Source organism: Aeromonas sp. LsrichE-8G, from assembly GCF_022869435.1.
Classification (GTDB): domain Bacteria; phylum Pseudomonadota; class Gammaproteobacteria; order Enterobacterales; family Aeromonadaceae; genus Aeromonas; species Aeromonas caviae.
In genome coordinates this window covers 21,200-37,913 of the sequence record NZ_JALIHH010000061.1, presented here as the reverse complement: position 1 = coordinate 37,913, position 16,714 = coordinate 21,200, and the positions used below count along the sequence as shown (strand labels likewise).

17 protein-coding genes and 5 tRNA genes are annotated in these 16,714 nt (G+C 63.3%); 11 read left to right on the top strand and 11 right to left on the bottom strand.

Annotation, left to right across the window (positions count from 1 at the left end):
• Positions 1–91: 91 nt before the first annotated feature.
• The 4 genes from MUW49_RS11565 to orn all read right to left on the bottom strand — a co-directional run bounded on the left by MUW49_RS11565 (position 92) and on the right by orn (position 1,099).
• Positions 92–167, bottom strand: a tRNA-Gly gene (locus MUW49_RS11565).
• Between the two features lie 32 nt (positions 168–199).
• Positions 200–275, bottom strand: a tRNA-Gly gene (locus MUW49_RS11560).
• A gap of 25 nt (positions 276–300) precedes the next feature.
• A tRNA-Gly gene (locus MUW49_RS11555) sits at positions 301–376 on the bottom strand.
• 177 nt (positions 377–553) lie between these two features.
• Positions 554–1,099 (bottom strand): oligoribonuclease, encoded by a 546-nt coding sequence (orn, locus tag MUW49_RS11550; protein ID WP_042014296.1) that lies wholly within the window; start codon positions 1,097–1,099, stop codon positions 554–556.
• A gap of 91 nt (positions 1,100–1,190) precedes the next feature.
• Here orn and rsgA point away from each other — a divergent pair, with 91 nt between their 5' ends.
• Genes rsgA through MUW49_RS11525 form a run of 5 tightly spaced genes read left to right on the top strand, consistent with a single transcriptional unit; the run spans position 1,191 to position 4,038 of the window.
• Positions 1,191–2,225, top strand: a complete 1,035-nt coding sequence (gene rsgA / locus MUW49_RS11545; RefSeq protein ID WP_039040203.1) for a small ribosomal subunit biogenesis GTPase RsgA — start codon at positions 1,191–1,193, stop codon at positions 2,223–2,225.
• A gap of 29 nt (positions 2,226–2,254) precedes the next feature.
• Positions 2,255–3,127 (top strand): archaetidylserine decarboxylase, encoded by an 873-nt coding sequence (gene asd, locus MUW49_RS11540; protein ID WP_042014303.1) that lies wholly within the window; start codon positions 2,255–2,257, stop codon positions 3,125–3,127.
• Complete coding sequence (locus tag MUW49_RS11535; protein WP_041212447.1) at positions 3,124–3,372, top strand: VF530 family protein; 249 nt, start codon at positions 3,124–3,126, stop codon at positions 3,370–3,372. Before asd ends, MUW49_RS11535 begins: the two co-directional genes overlap by 4 nt.
• Positions 3,373–3,376: 4 nt before the next feature.
• Positions 3,377–3,628: a DUF2960 domain-containing protein gene (locus tag MUW49_RS11530; protein ID WP_102948419.1), complete on the top strand. Its 252-nt coding sequence runs from the start codon at positions 3,377–3,379 to the stop codon at positions 3,626–3,628.
• Positions 3,629–3,630: 2 nt separating this feature from the next.
• A complete protein-coding gene (locus tag MUW49_RS11525; RefSeq protein ID WP_102948418.1) occupies positions 3,631–4,038 on the top strand; it encodes a hypothetical protein in 408 nt (135 codons plus the stop codon).
• 164 nt (positions 4,039–4,202) lie between these two features.
• On the opposite strand, the gene MUW49_RS11520 is transcribed toward MUW49_RS11525, so the two are convergent.
• Positions 4,203–4,532: a carboxymuconolactone decarboxylase family protein gene (locus tag MUW49_RS11520; RefSeq protein WP_102948417.1), complete on the bottom strand. Its 330-nt coding sequence runs from the start codon at positions 4,530–4,532 to the stop codon at positions 4,203–4,205.
• 112 nt (positions 4,533–4,644) lie between these two features.
• Between MUW49_RS11520 and MUW49_RS11515 the strand changes: the two genes are divergently transcribed.
• Positions 4,645–5,559, top strand: coding sequence for an AraC family transcriptional regulator (locus tag MUW49_RS11515; RefSeq protein ID WP_102948416.1), 915 nt, complete (start codon positions 4,645–4,647; stop codon positions 5,557–5,559).
• Between the two features lie 66 nt (positions 5,560–5,625).
• On the opposite strand, the gene MUW49_RS11510 is transcribed toward MUW49_RS11515, so the two are convergent.
• Positions 5,626–6,120 carry a hypothetical protein gene (locus MUW49_RS11510; RefSeq protein WP_102948415.1) on the bottom strand — a complete coding sequence of 165 codons (495 nt, stop codon included), beginning with the start codon at positions 6,118–6,120 and terminating at the stop codon, positions 5,626–5,628.
• A 166-nt stretch (positions 6,121–6,286) separates the two neighbouring features.
• Between MUW49_RS11510 and MUW49_RS11505 the strand changes: the two genes are divergently transcribed.
• Positions 6,287–8,260: an EAL domain-containing protein gene (locus MUW49_RS11505; RefSeq protein ID WP_244812810.1), complete on the top strand. Its 1,974-nt coding sequence runs from the start codon at positions 6,287–6,289 to the stop codon at positions 8,258–8,260.
• 68 nt (positions 8,261–8,328) lie between these two features.
• On the opposite strand, the gene rraB is transcribed toward MUW49_RS11505, so the two are convergent.
• The gene (gene rraB / locus MUW49_RS11500; protein WP_010675493.1) at positions 8,329–8,664 is read right to left on the bottom strand and encodes a ribonuclease E inhibitor RraB; all 336 of its coding nucleotides are present in this window, start codon (positions 8,662–8,664) and stop codon (positions 8,329–8,331) included.
• A gap of 381 nt (positions 8,665–9,045) precedes the next feature.
• Between rraB and MUW49_RS11495 the strand changes: the two genes are divergently transcribed.
• Both MUW49_RS11495 and MUW49_RS11490 read left to right on the top strand, forming a co-directional pair.
• A tRNA-Phe gene (locus MUW49_RS11495) sits at positions 9,046–9,121 on the top strand.
• 5 nt (positions 9,122–9,126) lie between these two features.
• Positions 9,127–9,202: transfer RNA gene (locus tag MUW49_RS11490), tRNA-Asn, on the top strand.
• Positions 9,203–9,266: 64 nt separating this feature from the next.
• Here MUW49_RS11490 and MUW49_RS21910 read toward each other — a convergent pair.
• Together MUW49_RS21910 and MUW49_RS21905 are read right to left on the bottom strand one after the other, a co-directional pair.
• On the bottom strand, positions 9,267–9,392 hold the full coding sequence (locus tag MUW49_RS21910) for a hypothetical protein (protein ID WP_257713785.1): 126 nt from the start codon (positions 9,390–9,392) through the stop codon (positions 9,267–9,269).
• Positions 9,393–9,643: 251 nt separating this feature from the next.
• Entirely contained in the window at positions 9,644–9,778 is a 135-nt protein-coding gene (locus tag MUW49_RS21905; RefSeq protein WP_081000980.1) for a hypothetical protein, read from the bottom strand.
• 236 nt (positions 9,779–10,014) lie between these two features.
• On the opposite strand from MUW49_RS21905, the gene MUW49_RS11485 reads away from it, so the two are divergent.
• A complete protein-coding gene (locus MUW49_RS11485) occupies positions 10,015–11,292 on the top strand; it encodes an alpha/beta fold hydrolase (RefSeq protein WP_053288765.1) in 1,278 nt (425 codons plus the stop codon).
• Positions 11,293–11,389: 97 nt separating this feature from the next.
• On the top strand, positions 11,390–14,950 hold the full coding sequence (locus MUW49_RS11480; protein ID WP_244812809.1) for an ATP-binding cassette domain-containing protein: 3,561 nt from the start codon (positions 11,390–11,392) through the stop codon (positions 14,948–14,950).
• 55 nt (positions 14,951–15,005) lie between these two features.
• Here MUW49_RS11480 and MUW49_RS11475 read toward each other — a convergent pair whose 3' ends face one another.
• Both MUW49_RS11475 and MUW49_RS11470 read right to left on the bottom strand, forming a co-directional pair.
• The gene (locus MUW49_RS11475; protein WP_041215736.1) at positions 15,006–15,212 is read right to left on the bottom strand and encodes a YgdI/YgdR family lipoprotein; all 207 of its coding nucleotides are present in this window, start codon (positions 15,210–15,212) and stop codon (positions 15,006–15,008) included.
• A gap of 183 nt (positions 15,213–15,395) precedes the next feature.
• Entirely contained in the window at positions 15,396–16,688 is a 1,293-nt protein-coding gene (locus MUW49_RS11470; RefSeq protein WP_244812808.1) for a rhodanese-like domain-containing protein, read from the bottom strand.
• Between the last annotated feature and the right edge of the window lie 26 nt (positions 16,689–16,714).

Sequence of the window (16,714 nt, the reverse complement as noted above, 5' to 3'; positions counted from 1 at the left end):
TTGGAGCCAGCAACGAGAATCGCGCTCGCTACCCCAGCCTTGGCAAGCACTCAACATGCTCTACCAACGCGGTGACTCCGGCACTGCATATTGGAGCGGGAAACGAGACTCGAACTCGCGACCCCGACCTTGGCAAGGTCGTGCTCTACCAACTGAGCTATTCCCGCAACATGGATTGTCTTGAGGCTGTGCTGATGATTGGAGCGGGAAACGAGACTCGAACTCGCGACCCCGACCTTGGCAAGGTCGTGCTCTACCAACTGAGCTATTCCCGCATCGGAACGTCATCAGCAAACATTTTGGAGCGGGAAACGAGACTCGAACTCGCGACCCCGACCTTGGCAAGGTCGTGCTCTACCAACTGAGCTATTCCCGCAAAACCTGAAAACAGACCGTACAGCATTTGGTTGCTTGCGCTACTGTACGGGAGCCGAATTATAAGAGCAGACATTCCAATTGCAAGGGCTTTTTTGTCTGGTTGCAGCCGTTCGCTCAAAAGCTGGCCGAACTGCTGATTTTAGCAACCGAACGACGGCAAACCCTTGCCAGCCACTCAGATTTTGAAGACGTGGGCGCGGTAGAACTGCAGTTCGGCGATGGATTCGCGGATGTCATCCAGCGCCTGGTGGGAGCCGCTCTTCTTGAACTGATCCAGCAGTTCAGGCTGCCAGCGACGGACCAGCTCCTTGATGGTGCTGACGTCCACGTTGCGGTAATGGAAGAAGGCTTCCAGATCGCTCATGTGCTTGACCATGAAGCGGCGATCCTGGCCGATGCTGTTGCCGCACAGGGGGCTGGTGCGCTCCGGCACCCACTGGCGAATGAAGGCGAGGGTCTCGGCAACGGCCTTGGCCTCGTCGTATTCACTCGCCTTGACCCGGGCCACCAGCCCGCTCTTGGTGTGGGTGTTGACGTTCCAGTCATCCATCTTGCCCAGCTCTTCCTCGCTCTGGTGGATGGCGATGACCGGCCCTTCGGCCAGCACGTTCAGGTCCTTGTCGGTGACGATGGTGGCGATCTCCAGTACCACGTTCTCTTCGGGGTCCAGACCCGTCATCTCCATGTCGATCCATACCAGGTTCTGCGCGCTGACTGTCATGATTGCTCTCTCTATTGGGAGGAATGGCGGAATTTTGCCAATTTGCATGTATCATACTGGCTTTGAATCTGTTCATAAACTGGCAAACCCCGTGGCAAAGAAAGCAAAACTCAATCTGGGTCAACAAAGGCGCGTCCAGGCCAACCGCGAGCGGCGGCTGCAAAAAGAGCACACCACAGTGGTAGATGACACCCTGTTCGGCCCCGCCATCGAAGGGGTGGTGATCAGCCGTTTCGGCCAGCACGCGGATGTCGAGGCGAGCGATGGTGCCATCCACCGCAGCAACCTGCGGCGCAGCAGCATCAGCAGCCTGGTGTGCGGCGACAAGGTGGTGTGGCGCCCCGGCCTCAATGCCGCGACTGCCGGCGTCATCGAGGCGGTGCATCCGCGCCACTCGGTGCTGACCCGGCCGGACTTCTACGACGGGGTCAAACCCATCGCCGCCAACATCGACCAGATCATCATCGTCTCGGCGGTGATGCCCGAGTTCTCCACCAACATCGTCGACCGCTACCTGGTGGCGGCAGAAGATGTGGAGATAGCGCCCCTCATCGTGCTGAACAAGGTCGACATGCTCGATGACGCGGCCCGCGCCCGTATCGAGCACCAGCTCGAGACCTACCGCAAGCTCGGTTACGAGGTGCTGCTGGTGAGCTGCGAGAGCGGTGAGGGCATCGACGCCCTCAAGGCGGCGCTCACCGACAAGATCAGCATCTTCGTGGGCCAGTCCGGGGTGGGCAAGTCGTCCCTCACCAACGCCCTGATGCCGGGGCTGGACGTGCTCACCGGCGAGATCTCCGAGAACTCGGGGCTCGGCCAGCACACCACCACCACGGCGCGGCTCTACCACTTCCCGAGCGGCGGCGATCTCATCGACTCCCCCGGGATCCGCGAGTTCGCCCTCTGGCACCTGGAAGCCGACCGCATCACCTGGTGCTTCGTCGAGTTTCGCGACTACCTGGGTGGCTGCAAGTTCCGCGACTGCACCCACAAGGATGATCCCGGCTGCGCCCTGCGCGCCGCGGTTGAAGCGGGCGCCATCAGCGCCGATCGCTTCCACAACTACCACCGCATCCTGGAAACCATGCAGGAAGCCCGCCACGGTCGCCAACAGGCGCGGCTGTGACCCGTTCAACTCATTCCCAGATGAAGATCATGAGCATCACTGACAACCTGAAAATTGCCGGTCAATACTGCCTGCCCAAACACGCCCTCTCCCGCCTGGTGGGCAAACTTGCCGCCGCCGAAGCGGGCAACCTCACCACCAGGGTGATCGAGGCCTTTATCAAGCAGTACCAGGTCGACATGAGCGAGGCGCTGCACGAGAGCCCTGCCCACTACAAGAGCTTCAACGAATTCTTCACCCGCGAGCTCAAGCCCGGCATCCGCCCCGTGGTGGAAGACGCCATGACCCTGGCCCTGCCGGTGGATGGCACCGTCAGCCAGCTCGGTCCCATCAGCCAAGGTCGCATCATCCAGGCCAAGGGCCACGACTACAGCGCCCGTGAACTGCTGGGGGGCTATGAGGATCTGGTGGCGCCGTTCAAGGATGGCGACTTTGCCACCATCTATCTGGCACCCAAGGATTACCACCGCATCCACATGCCGCTGGATGGCGTGCTGGAGAGCATGGTGTTCGTACCCGGCGATCTCTTCTCCGTCAACCCCCTCACCGCCGAGAACGTGCCCAACCTGTTTGCCCGCAACGAGCGGGTGGTGGCCACCTTCCGTACCCCCCACGGCCCCATGGCCCTGGTGCTGGTCGGTGCCACTATCGTCGCGAGCATCGAAACCATCTGGGCCGGCAACATAGCGCCGACCAAAGAGAAGAAGGTGGTGCGCTGGGACTACACCGGCGATGAAGCCATCACCCTGCAAAAGGGGGCCGAGATGGGCCTGTTCAAGCTGGGCAGTACCGTGGTCTGCCTGTTTGGCCCGGGCATGCTGGCCGGTTTCGAGCCGCACCTGGCCAACGGGGTCACCACCCGCATGGGTCAGCCCTTTGCCACCCTGGCGGCGCAAGCATGAGCGATCAACCCGCTTCCCAGAAGAACAACCCGCTGCACGGGCTGACCCTGGAAGCCATCGTCACGGCCCTGGTCGCGCACTATGGCTGGGAAGCGCTGGGGCAGCAGATCAATATCCGCTGCTTCACCGATAATCCCAGCATCAAGTCCAGCCTGAAGTTCTTGCGCAAGACCCCCTGGGCCAGAGAGAAGGTCGAAAGCCTCTATCTGTACGTCCAGCGCAAGCAGGCCAAAGAGAAGGAGTGACGCCATGGCGTTCAAGATTACCTACACCTACAAGAAGCAGGCCAGGGAGATTGGCTACGCCAACGACAAGTTCAACAGCATCTATGAGGCCGTTGCCGCCGCCGAGGGGATCGATCTGACTCGCTTCCACGCCATGGAAGAGCAGCTGGCCCAGGTGTGCCGCCGCGACAAGAAGAGCATGAAGGATTACCGGGAGAACTACTTCAAGGAACTGGGCTTCTCCAACATCGTCATCGAACGGGACGCCAAGGAGTAACCATGCGCACCCTGACCCTGATGGCGGCCACCCTGCTGCTGGCCGCCTGCAACACGACACCGAGGGAGCCCCTGGTCGGCGCGGATCGCGACGAACATGGCTGCATCGGCAGCGCGGGCTATCAATGGTCGGCGCTGGCAGGCCAGTGCGTGCGGCTGTTCGAGCAGGGCATTCGCCTCAATCCGACCGATGCCGATCAGACCGTCAGCGCCTTCGTGCTGTTCAATGCCGATCAGAGTCAGGCCGAGCTGACCCTGCCAGAGGGCGAGCCGATCCGGCTGATCCGCCAGGGCGAAGAGGGCAACTGGTCCTGGCAGGGCGGCGGCTATCAGCTCTTCCCCTGGAAGGGCTATGTGCTCAAATCCGGTGAACAGGCGCTGTTCCACGGTGACAGCGGCTTGCAGCCCTGAGCGCGACAGCACCTATCCAAGTCCCGGCTCCTGCCGGGGCTTTTTATTGGGCGCCTCATAAAAAAGCCACACCCGGAAGGGTGTGGCAAACAACAGGCTGGATTACTCAATCAACGCTAAACAGCGCCTCAAGACGCTGGCTACGTCGAGGCTGCCGGGACACCTCAGCGATCTATGGCGTCCAACACCCGGGCGGAATAGACCATGGCGGCCCCGGTGTTCATGGCGATGGCGACCCCCAGGGCATCGGCGATCTCCGCCCGGCTGGCGCCCTGCTTGAGGGCGGATTCGGCGTGCACCGCGATGCAGCCATCGCAGCGGGTGGTGACCGCCACCGCCAGGGAGATCAGCTCGCGGGTCTTGCCATCCAGGACACCCTCCTTGCTGCCGGCGGATGAGAGCAGCTGATAACCCTTGAGGGTATCCGGGCTCAGGGTGCCCAGCTCCATCACGCGGCCGGTCAGTTCTTTACGGTATTGTGCCCAATCTTGCATCTTGATTCTCCTCTGGGGTGAACGGGCACCTGCCCGTTCGATGGAGCCAGTATTGCATCAAGGTGTGATTCAATTAATACTTAAAAGATGCAAATAAACACCATATCGAATCATGAGTGACATAGATCAGTTGATCGGCCAGGCCGGGATCCGCGGCTCCTTCGATGTACGCTGCCTCTATCGCGGCGGCTTCGCCCTCTCCCACCCGCAGAGCCCGAGCGGGGTCATGCCCTTTCATCTGCTGATGAAGGGGGAGATCCGGGTCAGTACTCAACAGGGTCAGGAGGTGACCCTGCAACCGGGTGAACTGCTGCTGCTGCCGGGGGGGGAGCCCCACACCATCTGGCGGGGCGGCGAATCCCTGGCGGACATCGAAGATGACGCAGGCCTGCTGCCCGTTCGTGGCGACGGGGGGGATGAAGTGGAGTTTCTGTGCGGCGAGTTTCATTACCAGGGCCCCCTGCGCCCCCTGCTGCTGGACGCCCTGCCAAGCCCGCTGTGCATCCCCCTGCTGGCCAGCGAGTCCCGCGAGGCGCTGTCCCTGGTGCTGGCCCTGATCCGCCAGGAGCTGACCCGCGAGCAGCAAGGATCGAGCGCCGTGCTGACGGCTTTGAGCCAGGTGTTGCTGGCCATGGGGCTGCGCGCCCATGCCAGCGATCCCGGCGGAGCGCTTGGCCTCATCGGCGCCCTGCAGGATGCGCGGCTGGGTCGCTCCCTGCAAGCCATGCTGGCCAATCCCGCCCATCCCTGGAGCGTGGACGAACTGGCGACCCTGGCCGCCATGTCGCGCGCCACCTATTTTCGCCATTTCCGCCAGCGCCTGGGGTGCAGCGTTTGGGAGTTCATGGTGCGGGTACGCATGGTGCGGGCGGCGGAACTGCTGCGCCAGCCGGATCACCTGCCCATCGGCGAGGTGGCCCAGCGGGTGGGTTATCAGTCCGAGGCGGCTTTTGCCAAGGCCTTCAAGCAATCCACCGGGCTCGCCCCTGGCAAGTTTCGCCAGCAGGGGCTGGCCTTTGGGGAGTGACGGGCAAAAAAAGACCCCGCTGCACGCAGCGGGGTCTGTGATCTTCAGGCTGTCCGGTAAGCGGGATCAGTTGCTGAGGGTTGCGAACAGGCTCTGTTCCAGGCTGCCGCGGGAGACGCACACCGGGGTGATGGAGGGAGCCAGTACCCGCTCGCCGGAGGACTCGACGAAGTAGAGCTGGGTATTGCCCTTGACGTTCACGGTGGCGACGCTGTTGTTGCCGCTCTGGGTGATGATCAGGTTGATCTGCAGGTTGGGGTTGCCCAGCGCCACCTTGGACCCCATGGTGCCGCAATCCAGCCACTCCAAACCGTCGGCCGAATTCTCGACGTTGGCGGTCATCAGGCCGGCACCACGCTGGCTGTTCTCGATGTTCAGGCCGTGATCGCCGAACCACTTCTCGGCACGGGCCCACACCAGGTCCACCGGGATCGCCATCTCCTGGGTGTTGTTGGTTGCCTTGGCAACCGGCGGGGTATAGCGATACTGCTCGCCGCCGTTGTTGTCGCTCGCACAACCCACCATCAACAGGGCCAGGGCGCCCCCCATTATCTTCTTCATGCTGCTTCTCTCATCCATAAGGCCATAGGCCAACCGGCGGCTATTATGGCGATCGCGACACAGGCTGTCAGCAGGGATCCGCACAAATGGCGTACTCTTAACCCAGGCTTTACAAAACCCACCTGTTATCATAGATTTGCTCGAAGTCTCCCCCGTGAGTGCTCTCGTGACTTCTTCGCTCTCCCTGGCGCTGCTGCAGCAGCTCATCGACCAGTTACCCATGAATATCTTCTGCCGGGACAAGCACGGACGGTACCTGTTTGCCAACAAGGCATTCGCCAGGGAAGCCGGCCTGCAAGATCCGAGCGAACTCATTGGCAAGAGCGATGCCGAGATGCCCTGGGGGGATGTATTCCGGGAGGAAGATGACCGCCTGCTGGCCGACGGCAAACCCCTGCTGCACCAGCAGCTCCATTGCCACAGCGGCGAAGGCGCCAGCTGGATGGAGATCAACAAGGTTCCCCTGTATGACGAGCACGGCGACCCCATCGCCCTGTTTGCCATGGTCAGCGCCATCGATCAGCGCAAGGAGCTGGAGCAAACCTTCCGGCAGCAGCAGTTGCTGCAACGCCGCCTGCTGGATGCCATTCCCGACCTCATCCGTCTCGAGGATCACCAGGGCGTGCTCATCGACTGCAACCAGGCCTTTCTCGACTTCATGGGGCTGGTGGCAAGCGAGGCTCTGGGTCGGCGCGTCCCGCCCCGGTTGCCCGTCGAACAAACCCTGGGTCAGGGGGAGTATTGCGTGGTGGATGCCCAGGGCAGAGGCCGCCATCTGGAGGTCACCAGGGTCGAGGTGCCGGATGACGAGGGCAACTCCCTCGGCATCCTTACCCTGAGCCGCGACATCACCGGGCTTCGCACCACCCAGGCCCAGTTGCAGCAGGAGCAGCACTACGACAGCCTGACCGGCCTGCTCAAGCTCTCCCACTTCCTCCAGACCAGCCGTCATCTGGGCGCCCGCAAGGCCAGCCTGCTGCTGGTGGATCTGCAACATTTTCGCGAGATCAACGATCGCTTCGGCATACGGGTCGCCGACCGCCTGCTGAGCCAGGTGGCCCGTCGCCTGCAACGACTGGCGCCGCCCCAGTCCCTGCTCTGTCGGGTCGCGGCGGATGACTTCGCCCTGCTGCTGCCCGAGCTCCCCCTCTCTCTGGATGCGTGGAGCCGCAACCTGCAGCAGGAGCTGATGACGCCCTATCAGGTGGAAGAACACAGGATCCAGATCCCGGTGTTCCTCGGCATCGCCCATGGCAAGGCCAAGGATGCCGAGCGTCTGCTGAGCCACGCCGAAGCCGCCCTGGCCCAGGGCAAGCGCCAGCAGCAGCACTGTACCCTGTTCGACCCCGCACTCGATGCCAAGCTCAAACGCCGCCAGCTCATCGCCGCCCAGTTGCCACTCGCCATCAAGTCCGCCGAACTGACCGCCGTCTACCAGCCCATCATCTGTACCCACAGCAACCGGCTGCACGGGGCTGAGCTGCTCTGCCGCTGGCCCCATCCCGAATTCGGCATGATCTCCCCCGACGAGTTCATCCCGCTGGCGGAGGAGCTGGGGCTCATCGGCCAGCTCGGCCAGCTGATGCTGGAGCTCGGCTGTGCCCAGCTTGCCCGCTGGCAGGTGGCGGCCCCGGATCTGGTGCTCTCCATCAACCTCTCGCCCCTGCAGTTCCGCGATCCCGAGCTCTGCCCGCAGATCTTCGACTGCATCGCGCGCCACGGGCTCGCCCCCTGGCAACTGGAGCTGGAGATCACCGAAGGGGTGCTGATGGAGAATGCCGACGAGATAGAGAGCAACCTGGCCAGCCTCATCGAGGCGGGCTTCCAGCTCGCCATCGACGACTTCGGCACCGGCTACTGCTCCCTCGCCTACCTTCCCAGGCTGCAAGTGGCGACCCTCAAGCTCGACAAAAGCTTCACCCAGGGGCTGGCCACCAACCAGGCCACCACCGCCATCGTGCGTTCCGTCATCGGGTTGGGCCATGAGCTTGGCATCAAGATCACCGCCGAAGGGGTGGAGACACCGGAGCAGCAGGCCTGGCTGGTGCAGGTCGGTTGCGATCGGCTGCAAGGCTATCTGTTCAGCCGCCCCCTCCCACCGGCCGAGTTTGCCCGCAGCTACCAGCTGCCGGAGCAGTAAGCCAGCAACAACAAGGCCACCCGAGGGTGGCCTTGTTGTTTTTGCAAAGCGTACGTGATCTGGCGCACTTACTCCTGGAAGTAGGTGCCCCAGCCGTCGTAGTCCACCCCGTATTTCTCGAGGATGGGCAGCATCTTCTCGATGTCGGCGACGATGGTGTCGATGTCCAGCTTGCACTCCACCATGGCGTCGAAACAGAAGATGGTGGCGCCGTCGTCCAGCTCCATCTCCTCGGCGTCGGTCACTTCGAAACCGGCCTTGAACAGATCGACCGCCGCCTTCTCCAGCAGATCGAACTTCTGGCAGGCAAAGTGGTGCTCAATCTCGTAATCCAGATCCGGGTTGCTGCCATCGGCCAGCAGCTCGTTGACGATGGCGGCGGTCTCTTCGCGCCACTCTTGCATATTGGTATTCATATAAACCCCAGGCGGTGTTGAATGGATGTCACCCCTGCCAGCCGCGTCGGCCCGGACCATGGCCAGGGGATGAGTGCGGCAAAGCATACCCGCAGAGCGCGGCAGGCTCAATCGATGGGCCAAGATAACTGGCGCCTCTCCCGGCTTGGCGCCAGCGGGCAGCCCTCGGCACGTCAGGCAGCTCGCCCCCCTTCATGATGTTCTGCTGGCCGTCGGCCCACCCTGCCCCGCAGGCGCCCCTCTTTTCATGGTTAAAACGGGGAAACCGGTCCAATCACGGGAAGATTGCTCGGATATCGAGCGAACGGTACATCAATCTGCGGCCTGTGGTTGACACCTCAGTCCAGAAAGGGTTTAATGCGCGCCGTTGCCCAGATAGCTCAGTCGGTAGAGCAGGGGATTGAAAATCCCCGTGTCGGCGGTTCGATTCCGTCTCTGGGCACCAACTATTCCTCCTTAGTTCAGTCGGTAGAACGGCGGACTGTTAATCCGTATGTCACTGGTTCAAGTCCAGTAGGAGGAGCCAAATTCGAAAGGCCCGCTCAGATGAGCGGGCCTTTTTGCATCTGTCATTTACTCACATGCCGGGGCTAGTAGTGGTTTTCGTCCCCATGCCATACGTGTCCGGCCGAGCAGGCCCGGGCGACTTCGTGGCAGGGGTCGTCCGCATGGCGGCGGAAGAAGTGCTGATCCTGTTGCAGCAGGAGCGAACTCATCGAGTGGCTCATGCCAGCCAGTGCCTCGCCAGCGGTCAATCCTGCAACCCGGTGATCTGTGGCCAAATGAGCCAGGACTTTTTCACGACTGTTCATGATCGCCTCCCTCTGTGGATCCGGTCGTAAATTGACCATAGCAGCCGTGCTCTGCATACAGCAAACCCGCGCCAGCAAAGGGCTACAGGCAGGTCCTGACCTTCTGCTCTGGCATGAAAAAACCCGCTCATGACAAGCGGGTCTGTTTCACTCAGCTAACCGCCGTTGCAGGCCGCCAGCAACAGAGTGGCACCACAGGTGGCGCTGAACACCAGCAAACCCGCCTGCAGCACCCCCTCCGGATCCCTCTGTGTGCGTCTCTTGCGAACACGTATCCATCTCGGCTTCATCGAGCCAACTCCATCCAGTTTCCTGCACCCGGGGTGCTGACCTATCCCTGCCCGTCCCGGCAGGCGGCTCATCTTTGTCCAGTTGCAGCCCGCCGTCAACCGCGGCGAAACCACACCTTGTACGGCACCGACCTCAGGCTCCATCTCTGTTAACAATCTGGAAAACCGGCGTGACCCGCCCCTGCGCCAGGGCTATGATGAGGCCGACGATTTTCCTACCCTCAGGGAGACCCCAGATGAGCAGCCCCTTGCACTATGTGCTGGATGGCATCCATTGCGAGCCACACTTTTTTACCGTGCCCCTCGACCACCAGCATCCCGATGAGGAGGCGACCCTCACCCTGTTTGGCCGCACCCTCTGCCGCAAGGACAAGCTGGATGATGACCTGCCCTGGTTGCTCTATTTGCAGGGGGGCCCGGGCTTTGGCGCTCCTCGCCCGACCGCCGATGGCGGCTGGATCAAGCGGGCCCTGCAGGAGTTTCGGGTGCTGCTGCTCGATCAGCGCGGCACCGGCCACTCCACCCCCATCAGTGCTGACGCCCTGGCGGGGATGACCCCCGGTGAGCTGGCGGACTACCTCGGCCATTTTCGTGCCGACAGCATAGTGCGCGACGCCGAATGCATTCGCGAGGTGCTGAGCCCGGGGCGCCCCTGGAGCCTGCTCGGCCAGAGTTTCGGCGGCTTTTGCAGCCTCACCTACCTCTCGTTGTTCCCAAGGAGCCTGCACGAGGTCTACCTCACCGGCGGCGTGGCACCCATCGGGCGCAGTGCGGATGAGGTCTACCGCGCCACCTACCAGCGGGTAGCGGACAAGAACCGCGCCTTCTTCACCCGCTTCCCCCATGCCCAGGCCCTGGCCAACCGGCTGGCCAACCACCTGCACCACTACGATGTGCGCCTGCCCAACGGCCAGCGCCTGACGGTGGAGCAGTTGCAGCAGCAGGGGCTGGATCTGGGGGCCAGCGGCGCCTTCGAGGCACTTTACTACCTGCTGGAAGACGCCTTCATCGGCGAACGCCTCAACCCCGCCTTCCTCTACCAGGTGCAGGCCATGCAGCCGTTCAACACCAACCCGGTGTTCGCCATCCTGCACGAGCTCATCTATTGCGAAGGGAGTGCCAGCAACTGGGCGGCAGAGCGGGTGAGAAGGGAGTTCCCTGCCCTGGCCTGGGCGCCAGGCAAAGATTTCGCCTTTACCGGCGAGATGATCTTCCCCTGGATGTTCGAGCAGTTCCGCGAGCTCATTCCCCTGAAGGAGGCCGCCCACCTGCTTGCCCAGAAAGCGGACTGGGGCCCCCTCTACGATCCGGCGCAGCTGGCCCGCAACACTGTGCCGGTGGCCTGCGCCGTCTATGCCGAGGACATGTACGTGGAGTTTGACTACAGCCGCGACACCCTGAAGGGGCTTGGCAACAGCCGCGCCTGGATCACCAACGAGTACGAACACAACGGCCTGCGGGTCGATGGCGAGCGGATCCTGGATCTGCTCATCCGCATGAACCGGGATCGCTGATCCCGCCGGGCGCACGCCCGCAGCAAGACGACAAGTTCGAGGGCGGCCCATGAGCCGCCCCGCCCATGGAAGCAACACAAAACAACAAGGACACCCATTGGATCATCCGGAAATCTCGGCCGGCTGGCTGAGTCGCCTCTTCTATCGCTGGACCGGCCCGCTGCTGCGCAAGGGGCTGACCCAGCCCCAGGTCAGTCTCGACGATCTCTATCCCCTGCTGCCGGAAGACAGGCGCGACGGCCGCGCCGACGCCTTCCTCGCGCTCACTGCCCGCCAGCCGGTGCGCCCCTGGCCCCTGACCGCCTTTATCTGGCGCCATTACAAGGGACGGATTGGCCTGCTCACCCTGCTGCAACTGCTCGGCATGCTCGCCACCCTGACCAGCCCCTGGCTGCTCAACCACAGCATGACCCAGCTCGGCACCGATGCCACCACCGGCCACAAGCTGCTGCTGGCCCTGGCCCTGTTCGCCTCCGTGCTCGCCGCCGGCATGCTGGCGGAGCACTCCCTGCAACTGGCCCTAAAGATGCACGTGCCCATCCGCCGTCTGCTGGCCGAATCCCTGCTCGCCAAGGTGATGAAGCAGGGTGGCAAGAGCTTCGACGACAGGGCCGGCGGCCGGGTTCAGAACCTCATCAACCGGGACGTGTGGGACATCACCTGGATCCTGGCTGACCCCGCCATGCCGGTCACCATGGCGCTGCAACTCATCGGCACCATCGCCCTGCTGGTGTGGCAGGTGGGCAGTGCCGGTCTGGTGGGCTTCGCGGTGCTGGCCCTGCTGCTGCTCATCTCCACCCGGGTGGTACGGCGCATGAACCAGCAGGAGCAGCAGCTCAAGCGTCAACAGGACGAGCGCAACGGCATCCTGGCGGAATACATCAAGAAGCTGAGGCTGGTGCGCCAGAACGGGCTTGGCCCCTTCTTCACCCGGGCGGCCAACACCAAGCGCCAGCAGGAGTTGGGGGTGCTGGGCCGGGTGCTCAGGCTCGATGCCATCAACGAAGGGCTGATGCTGAGCACTCCCCTGCTGGTGACCCTGGCCACCTTCACCACCTACCTGGCGTCGGGCAACACCCTCACCCTGCCCCAGGTGTTCACCACCATCGCCCTGTTTACCGTGCTGCGCATTCCCATGATGCGACTGCCCTACCTCATCCGCACCCTGATCAACTTCAACACCGGCTTCAACCGGCTGTGCGAGTTCCTGAACAGCCCGGAGCAGCATCGGGAACTCGATGATCCCAGCTTGCCGGTGGGCAGCCTGCGGCTCGACAACGTCACCGCCCTGCACCAGCAAAAACCGGTGCTCGAGGGAGCCAACCTCGCCATCGCACCGGGGGAGCTCGTGGGGATCACCGGGGCCACCGGGGCGGGCAAGAGCTGCCTGCTGCATCTGGTTGCCGGCTTTGACAGCGAGTTTGCCGGCAGCATCCGTCGCCACGGCCGGGTTGCCCATCTGGGCCATAAACCCTGGCTGATGAACGACACCATCCGCAACAACATCCTGTTCGGCCAGCCCTGGCACGCCGAGCGCTATCGTTGGGTGCTCGGCGCCTGCGCCCTCACGGCCGATCTCGCGCTGCTCAGCCACGGGGATCAGACCCTGGTGGGGGAGCTCGGCACCCGCCTCTCCGGCGGCCAGCAACAGCGGGTCGCCCTGGCTCGCGCCCTCTACGCCCGGGCCGATATCCTGCTGCTGGACAACCCTTTGTCTGCGCTCGACCCCATGGTCGCGGCCCAGGTACTGGAGCAGGGGCTCGCCTTCAAACCGGGGCCGACCCGGCTCCTGGTGAGCCACGACCCGGATGTGCTGGCCAGGTGCGATCGGGTGATCCGCATCGAGCAGGGGCGCCTGGTGGAGCTCGATGCCCACCAGTTGGCGGATCTTGTCCAGCATCCCCAGCCCGCCCCGCCGGTGCCCCCTCAGGAGGCGGAGCAGTTCAGCGAGGAGAAAGTGGTGGAGGGCAAGGTGGACTGGGGGCTGTTTGGCTTCATGTGGCAGCGCCTCGCCGCCCCCGGTGCCATCCTGCTCGTCCTGCTGCTCACCCTGGGCCAGGAAGGGCTGCGCATCGCCTCGGATCTCTGGCTCGGCGGCAAGGCCGAAGTGAGCGACGTCACGACCCTGCTCGGCATCTATGTGCTGCTGGGGGCGGGCTCCCTCGCCTGCATCATGGCGGTACGGGTCATCAACTACACCCTTGGCCTCAAGCTGGCCTGGACCCTGTTTGACGGCATGCTGGGACGCATCAGCCGCGCCCCCATGGCCTTCTTCGACAAGGTCCCCCAGGGGCGCATCCTCAACCGCTTCGACCGGGATCTGGGGGAGGCGCAGGAGATGCTGCTCTCCATGCTGGTGGGACTGTTCGGCATGCTGGTGTCCGTGGCCTTGCAGGTGGTGGTGATCGGCATCAATATTCCCCTGCTGCTGCTCATCGCCCCCCTGGTGGGATGGGCGCTCTATGTGTTGCAGCGCCGCTACCGGGCGGTGCAACTCAAGCTGCGGCGCCAGTCCTCGGTGCTGCGCTCCCCGCTCTACATCAGCATCAGCGAGACCATCCGCGGCGCCCCCGCCCTGCGCCTGGCCGGGGCCGAGCGTTTCGCGCTGGACCAGGTGCTGCACCACTATGACAACAACCTGCGCAGCTGGTACACCACCACCTCCATCAACCGCTGGCTCGGCATGCACCAGACCCTGCTCTCCGCCGCCCTGGTGGGGGCCGTGGCACTCATGGTGGCCTTTGGCAACAGCCCGCTGCTGGGGGCGGTTGCCATCACCTATGCCTTTACCGCTTCCGCCATGCTCAACTCCCTCATCCGCACCTTTGCCGAAGTGGAACAGGTGATGAACGCGGTAGAGCGGGTGCGCGAATACAGCGAAATAGAGAGCGAACGTCAGGAGGGAGAGGCCCTCGCCACCCCTCACCCCGCAGTGCGCTTCGACAACCTGGGGCTGCGCTACCCCCAGACCAGCCAGTGGGCACTGCACAAGGTGAACTTCGAGCTGGCCCCAGGTGAAAAGGTGGGTGTGTGCGGGCGTACCGGGGCAGGCAAAAGCTCCCTGCTGGGGGTATTGCAGGCCATGTATCCCGCCTCCCAGGGGGAGATCTTCTACGGCAATCAGCCACTGTCACGACTTGCACCGGAGGCGGTGCGCGATCTCTACGACACCGTCTCCCAGATCCCGCTCACCTTCTTTGGCTCCTTACGGGCCAATCTGGCGCCCCTGACCGAGCATGAGGACGCCATGCTTGAACAGGCGCTGGCCCGGGTGGGCCTCGCCGAGCGCTGCGCCGGGCGGCTGGACGAGGATCTCGACAGGCTGCAACTCTCCGCCGGCGAGACCCAGTTGCTGGTGATCGCCCGCATCCTGCTGTCGCGCCGCCCGCTCATCGTGCTGGACGAGGCCACCTCGGACCTCGATCACGGCGGCATGCGCAAGATGGCGGAGCTGCTCTACCGCTACCGGCCGGAGGCAAGCTATCTGGTGATCGCCCACCATCTGGAGCCGCTCTTGTCGGTGGACAAGGTGGTGGTGATGGAGGCCGGCACCGTGGTGGAGCAGGGTTCGCCGGTGAGCCTGCTGGCCAACTCCCACTCCCGCTTCCACCAGCTGTTTGCTGGCCAGGTCAACCGTCAGGTGCCCCAGACGGCATGAGCACCAAAAATAACAAGGGCTGCCCGCGGGCAGCCCTTGTTGCTTGAGGAGAGCCTCAACGCTCCATGATCTGGGTGATGTCGTCCTTGTTGATATGCACTTCCCTCCCCTCTTCATCGTAATAGCGATACATGCCTGTGGTCTCGTCCAACCTGGGTTTGCTGTCGGTGGCAATCATCTTGCCATCCTTGGTGCTCATGATGTATTGGGAGCTGCACCCCGCCAATCCCAACAGACAAACCAGCATCATCACAGCTTTCATCACTCTCCCCTTCTTCACGCTCACCCTGGCGGTGATAGATGAAGCCTAGCTCAACCGGATGGCCCGTTTACCTTGATTGCAGCAACAGGATTCACAGAAAGAATCCACCTGCTATAGCCATTGAAAATGATCTATCAAGAAAAGAAAGACCGGACATCTGTCCGGCCTGCTCTGGATTATTAGTTACTTGCCCGGCTTGCGCTCGCCGGTGACGGTGGGGTTGGCCGGATCCATGCTCCACTCGTACCAGCCGCCGTCGTAGACGCTGATCCGCTTCCAGTCCATCAACCAGGCGTAGAAGAACGCCTCGGAGGCGCGCCAGCCGGTGCCGCAGTAGAAAGCGGCCTGCTGGGTCGGCTCGATATTCCACTCGTCCCACATGGCGAGGATCTCGCGGGCGGGCTTCATGGTGCCGTCCGGGTTGTGGAAGTCGCTCATGCTGTTGGCATCCACCCCGCCATGACCCCATCTGGCCCCGGGAATGTCCCCCTTGGGCTTGATGTAGCTGTAGCCCGAGGTATTGCCCACGAACTCGTCCCAGGTGCGCACGCTGACCAGGGCGCCGTCCGGCTGCTTGAGCAGGGCCTTGGCCTGGTCAAGGGTGGTGTAGTACTCGGGATGGGCCGGGATGGCCACACCAAACTCCTTGGCCGGGGTGAACTTGTTGGCCAGCCCGGTCTCGGTGCGCAGATGCTGCACGAACCAGGCCTCCAGCCCGCCATCCAGCAGCCGCACATCCTCGACCCCCGCATACATCATCAGATGGGCCGCACGGGCCGCCGCCATGGTGTTGCGGCCATAGAGGATGACGGTGGTGTCATGACGGATGCCGTTCTCCAGCAGCAGCGCCTTGAGCGCCTCGTCAGAGACCTTGTTCCACAGCGGCTCCCCTTCCAGCCGGTTGGTGTCGATGTAGCCGGCTCCCGGAATGTGGCTCAGCAGATAGGCCTTGGGGGATCCCCAGTCCACCTCGAACACCTTCCACTCCCCCTTGGGGGCGGCGATGACCGGTTTGCCTGCCTGCAAGTCCGCCAGCCAGAGCGGATGGACCAGCTGCTGCCAGCGTGCCAGGTGCTCCCGGGGCGCCTCTTTCCATCCCTGCAGCTCGAACAGCTGCTTGATGCCCTGCTGGCGCAGCAGACGGGCCACCTCGGCCACCTCGCGAGGGGTCCCATAGAGGGCGACGGGTTTGTCGGCCTTCAACCCCTTGCTCGCGAGTGCCGCAGGCCACTCCTCGTCACTGTATTTCCACTCTGCGGAGAGCAGCTCGGCACCGGCCACATGGCCCCCCTGCTTCTCCCCGTCCATGGGCCAGCCCTGATAGAAATAGCTCGGGCGGGTATCCAGGATCACCGCCTCCTTCCCCTTGGCATCCGCCAGGGAGATCGGGGGCAGCTCGGCGGCCAGCACGGGCCAGGCACACCAGAGCAGCAAGGCGGTCAGGCAGCTTCGCCACAGTCCAGTCATTCGTTTCATGATGTCGTCTCGATGCATAGTGAAGA

Bases quoted from the DNA above. Each gene is read 5' to 3' on its own strand.
- MUW49_RS11475 (WP_041215736.1), bottom strand. From the start codon at position 15,212: ATGAAAGCTGTGATGATGCTGGTTTGTCTGTTGGGATTGGCGGGGTGC.
- MUW49_RS11485 (WP_053288765.1), top strand. From the start codon at position 10,015: ATGAGCAGCCCCTTGCACTATGTGCTGGATGGCATCCATTGCGAGCCA.
- MUW49_RS11530 (WP_102948419.1), top strand. From the start codon at position 3,377: ATGGCGTTCAAGATTACCTACACCTACAAGAAGCAGGCCAGGGAGATT.
- MUW49_RS21905 (WP_081000980.1), bottom strand. From the start codon at position 9,778: ATGAAGCCGAGATGGATACGTGTTCGCAAGAGACGCACACAGAGGGAT.
- MUW49_RS11520 (WP_102948417.1), bottom strand. From the start codon at position 4,532: ATGCAAGATTGGGCACAATACCGTAAAGAACTGACCGGCCGCGTGATG.
- orn (WP_042014296.1), bottom strand. From the start codon at position 1,099: ATGACAGTCAGCGCGCAGAACCTGGTATGGATCGACATGGAGATGACG.
- MUW49_RS11525 (WP_102948418.1), top strand. From the start codon at position 3,631: ATGCGCACCCTGACCCTGATGGCGGCCACCCTGCTGCTGGCCGCCTGC.
- MUW49_RS21910 (WP_257713785.1), bottom strand. From the start codon at position 9,392: ATGAGTTCGCTCCTGCTGCAACAGGATCAGCACTTCTTCCGCCGCCAT.
- MUW49_RS11510 (WP_102948415.1), bottom strand. From the start codon at position 6,120: ATGAAGAAGATAATGGGGGGCGCCCTGGCCCTGTTGATGGTGGGTTGT.
- MUW49_RS11515 (WP_102948416.1), top strand. From the start codon at position 4,645: ATGAGTGACATAGATCAGTTGATCGGCCAGGCCGGGATCCGCGGCTCC.
- MUW49_RS11535 (WP_041212447.1), top strand. From the start codon at position 3,124: ATGAGCGATCAACCCGCTTCCCAGAAGAACAACCCGCTGCACGGGCTG.
- MUW49_RS11470 (WP_244812808.1), bottom strand. From the start codon at position 16,688: ATGAAACGAATGACTGGACTGTGGCGAAGCTGCCTGACCGCCTTGCTG.
- rraB (WP_010675493.1), bottom strand. From the start codon at position 8,664: ATGCAAGAGTGGCGCGAAGAGACCGCCGCCATCGTCAACGAGCTGCTG.
- asd (WP_042014303.1), top strand. From the start codon at position 2,255: ATGAGCATCACTGACAACCTGAAAATTGCCGGTCAATACTGCCTGCCC.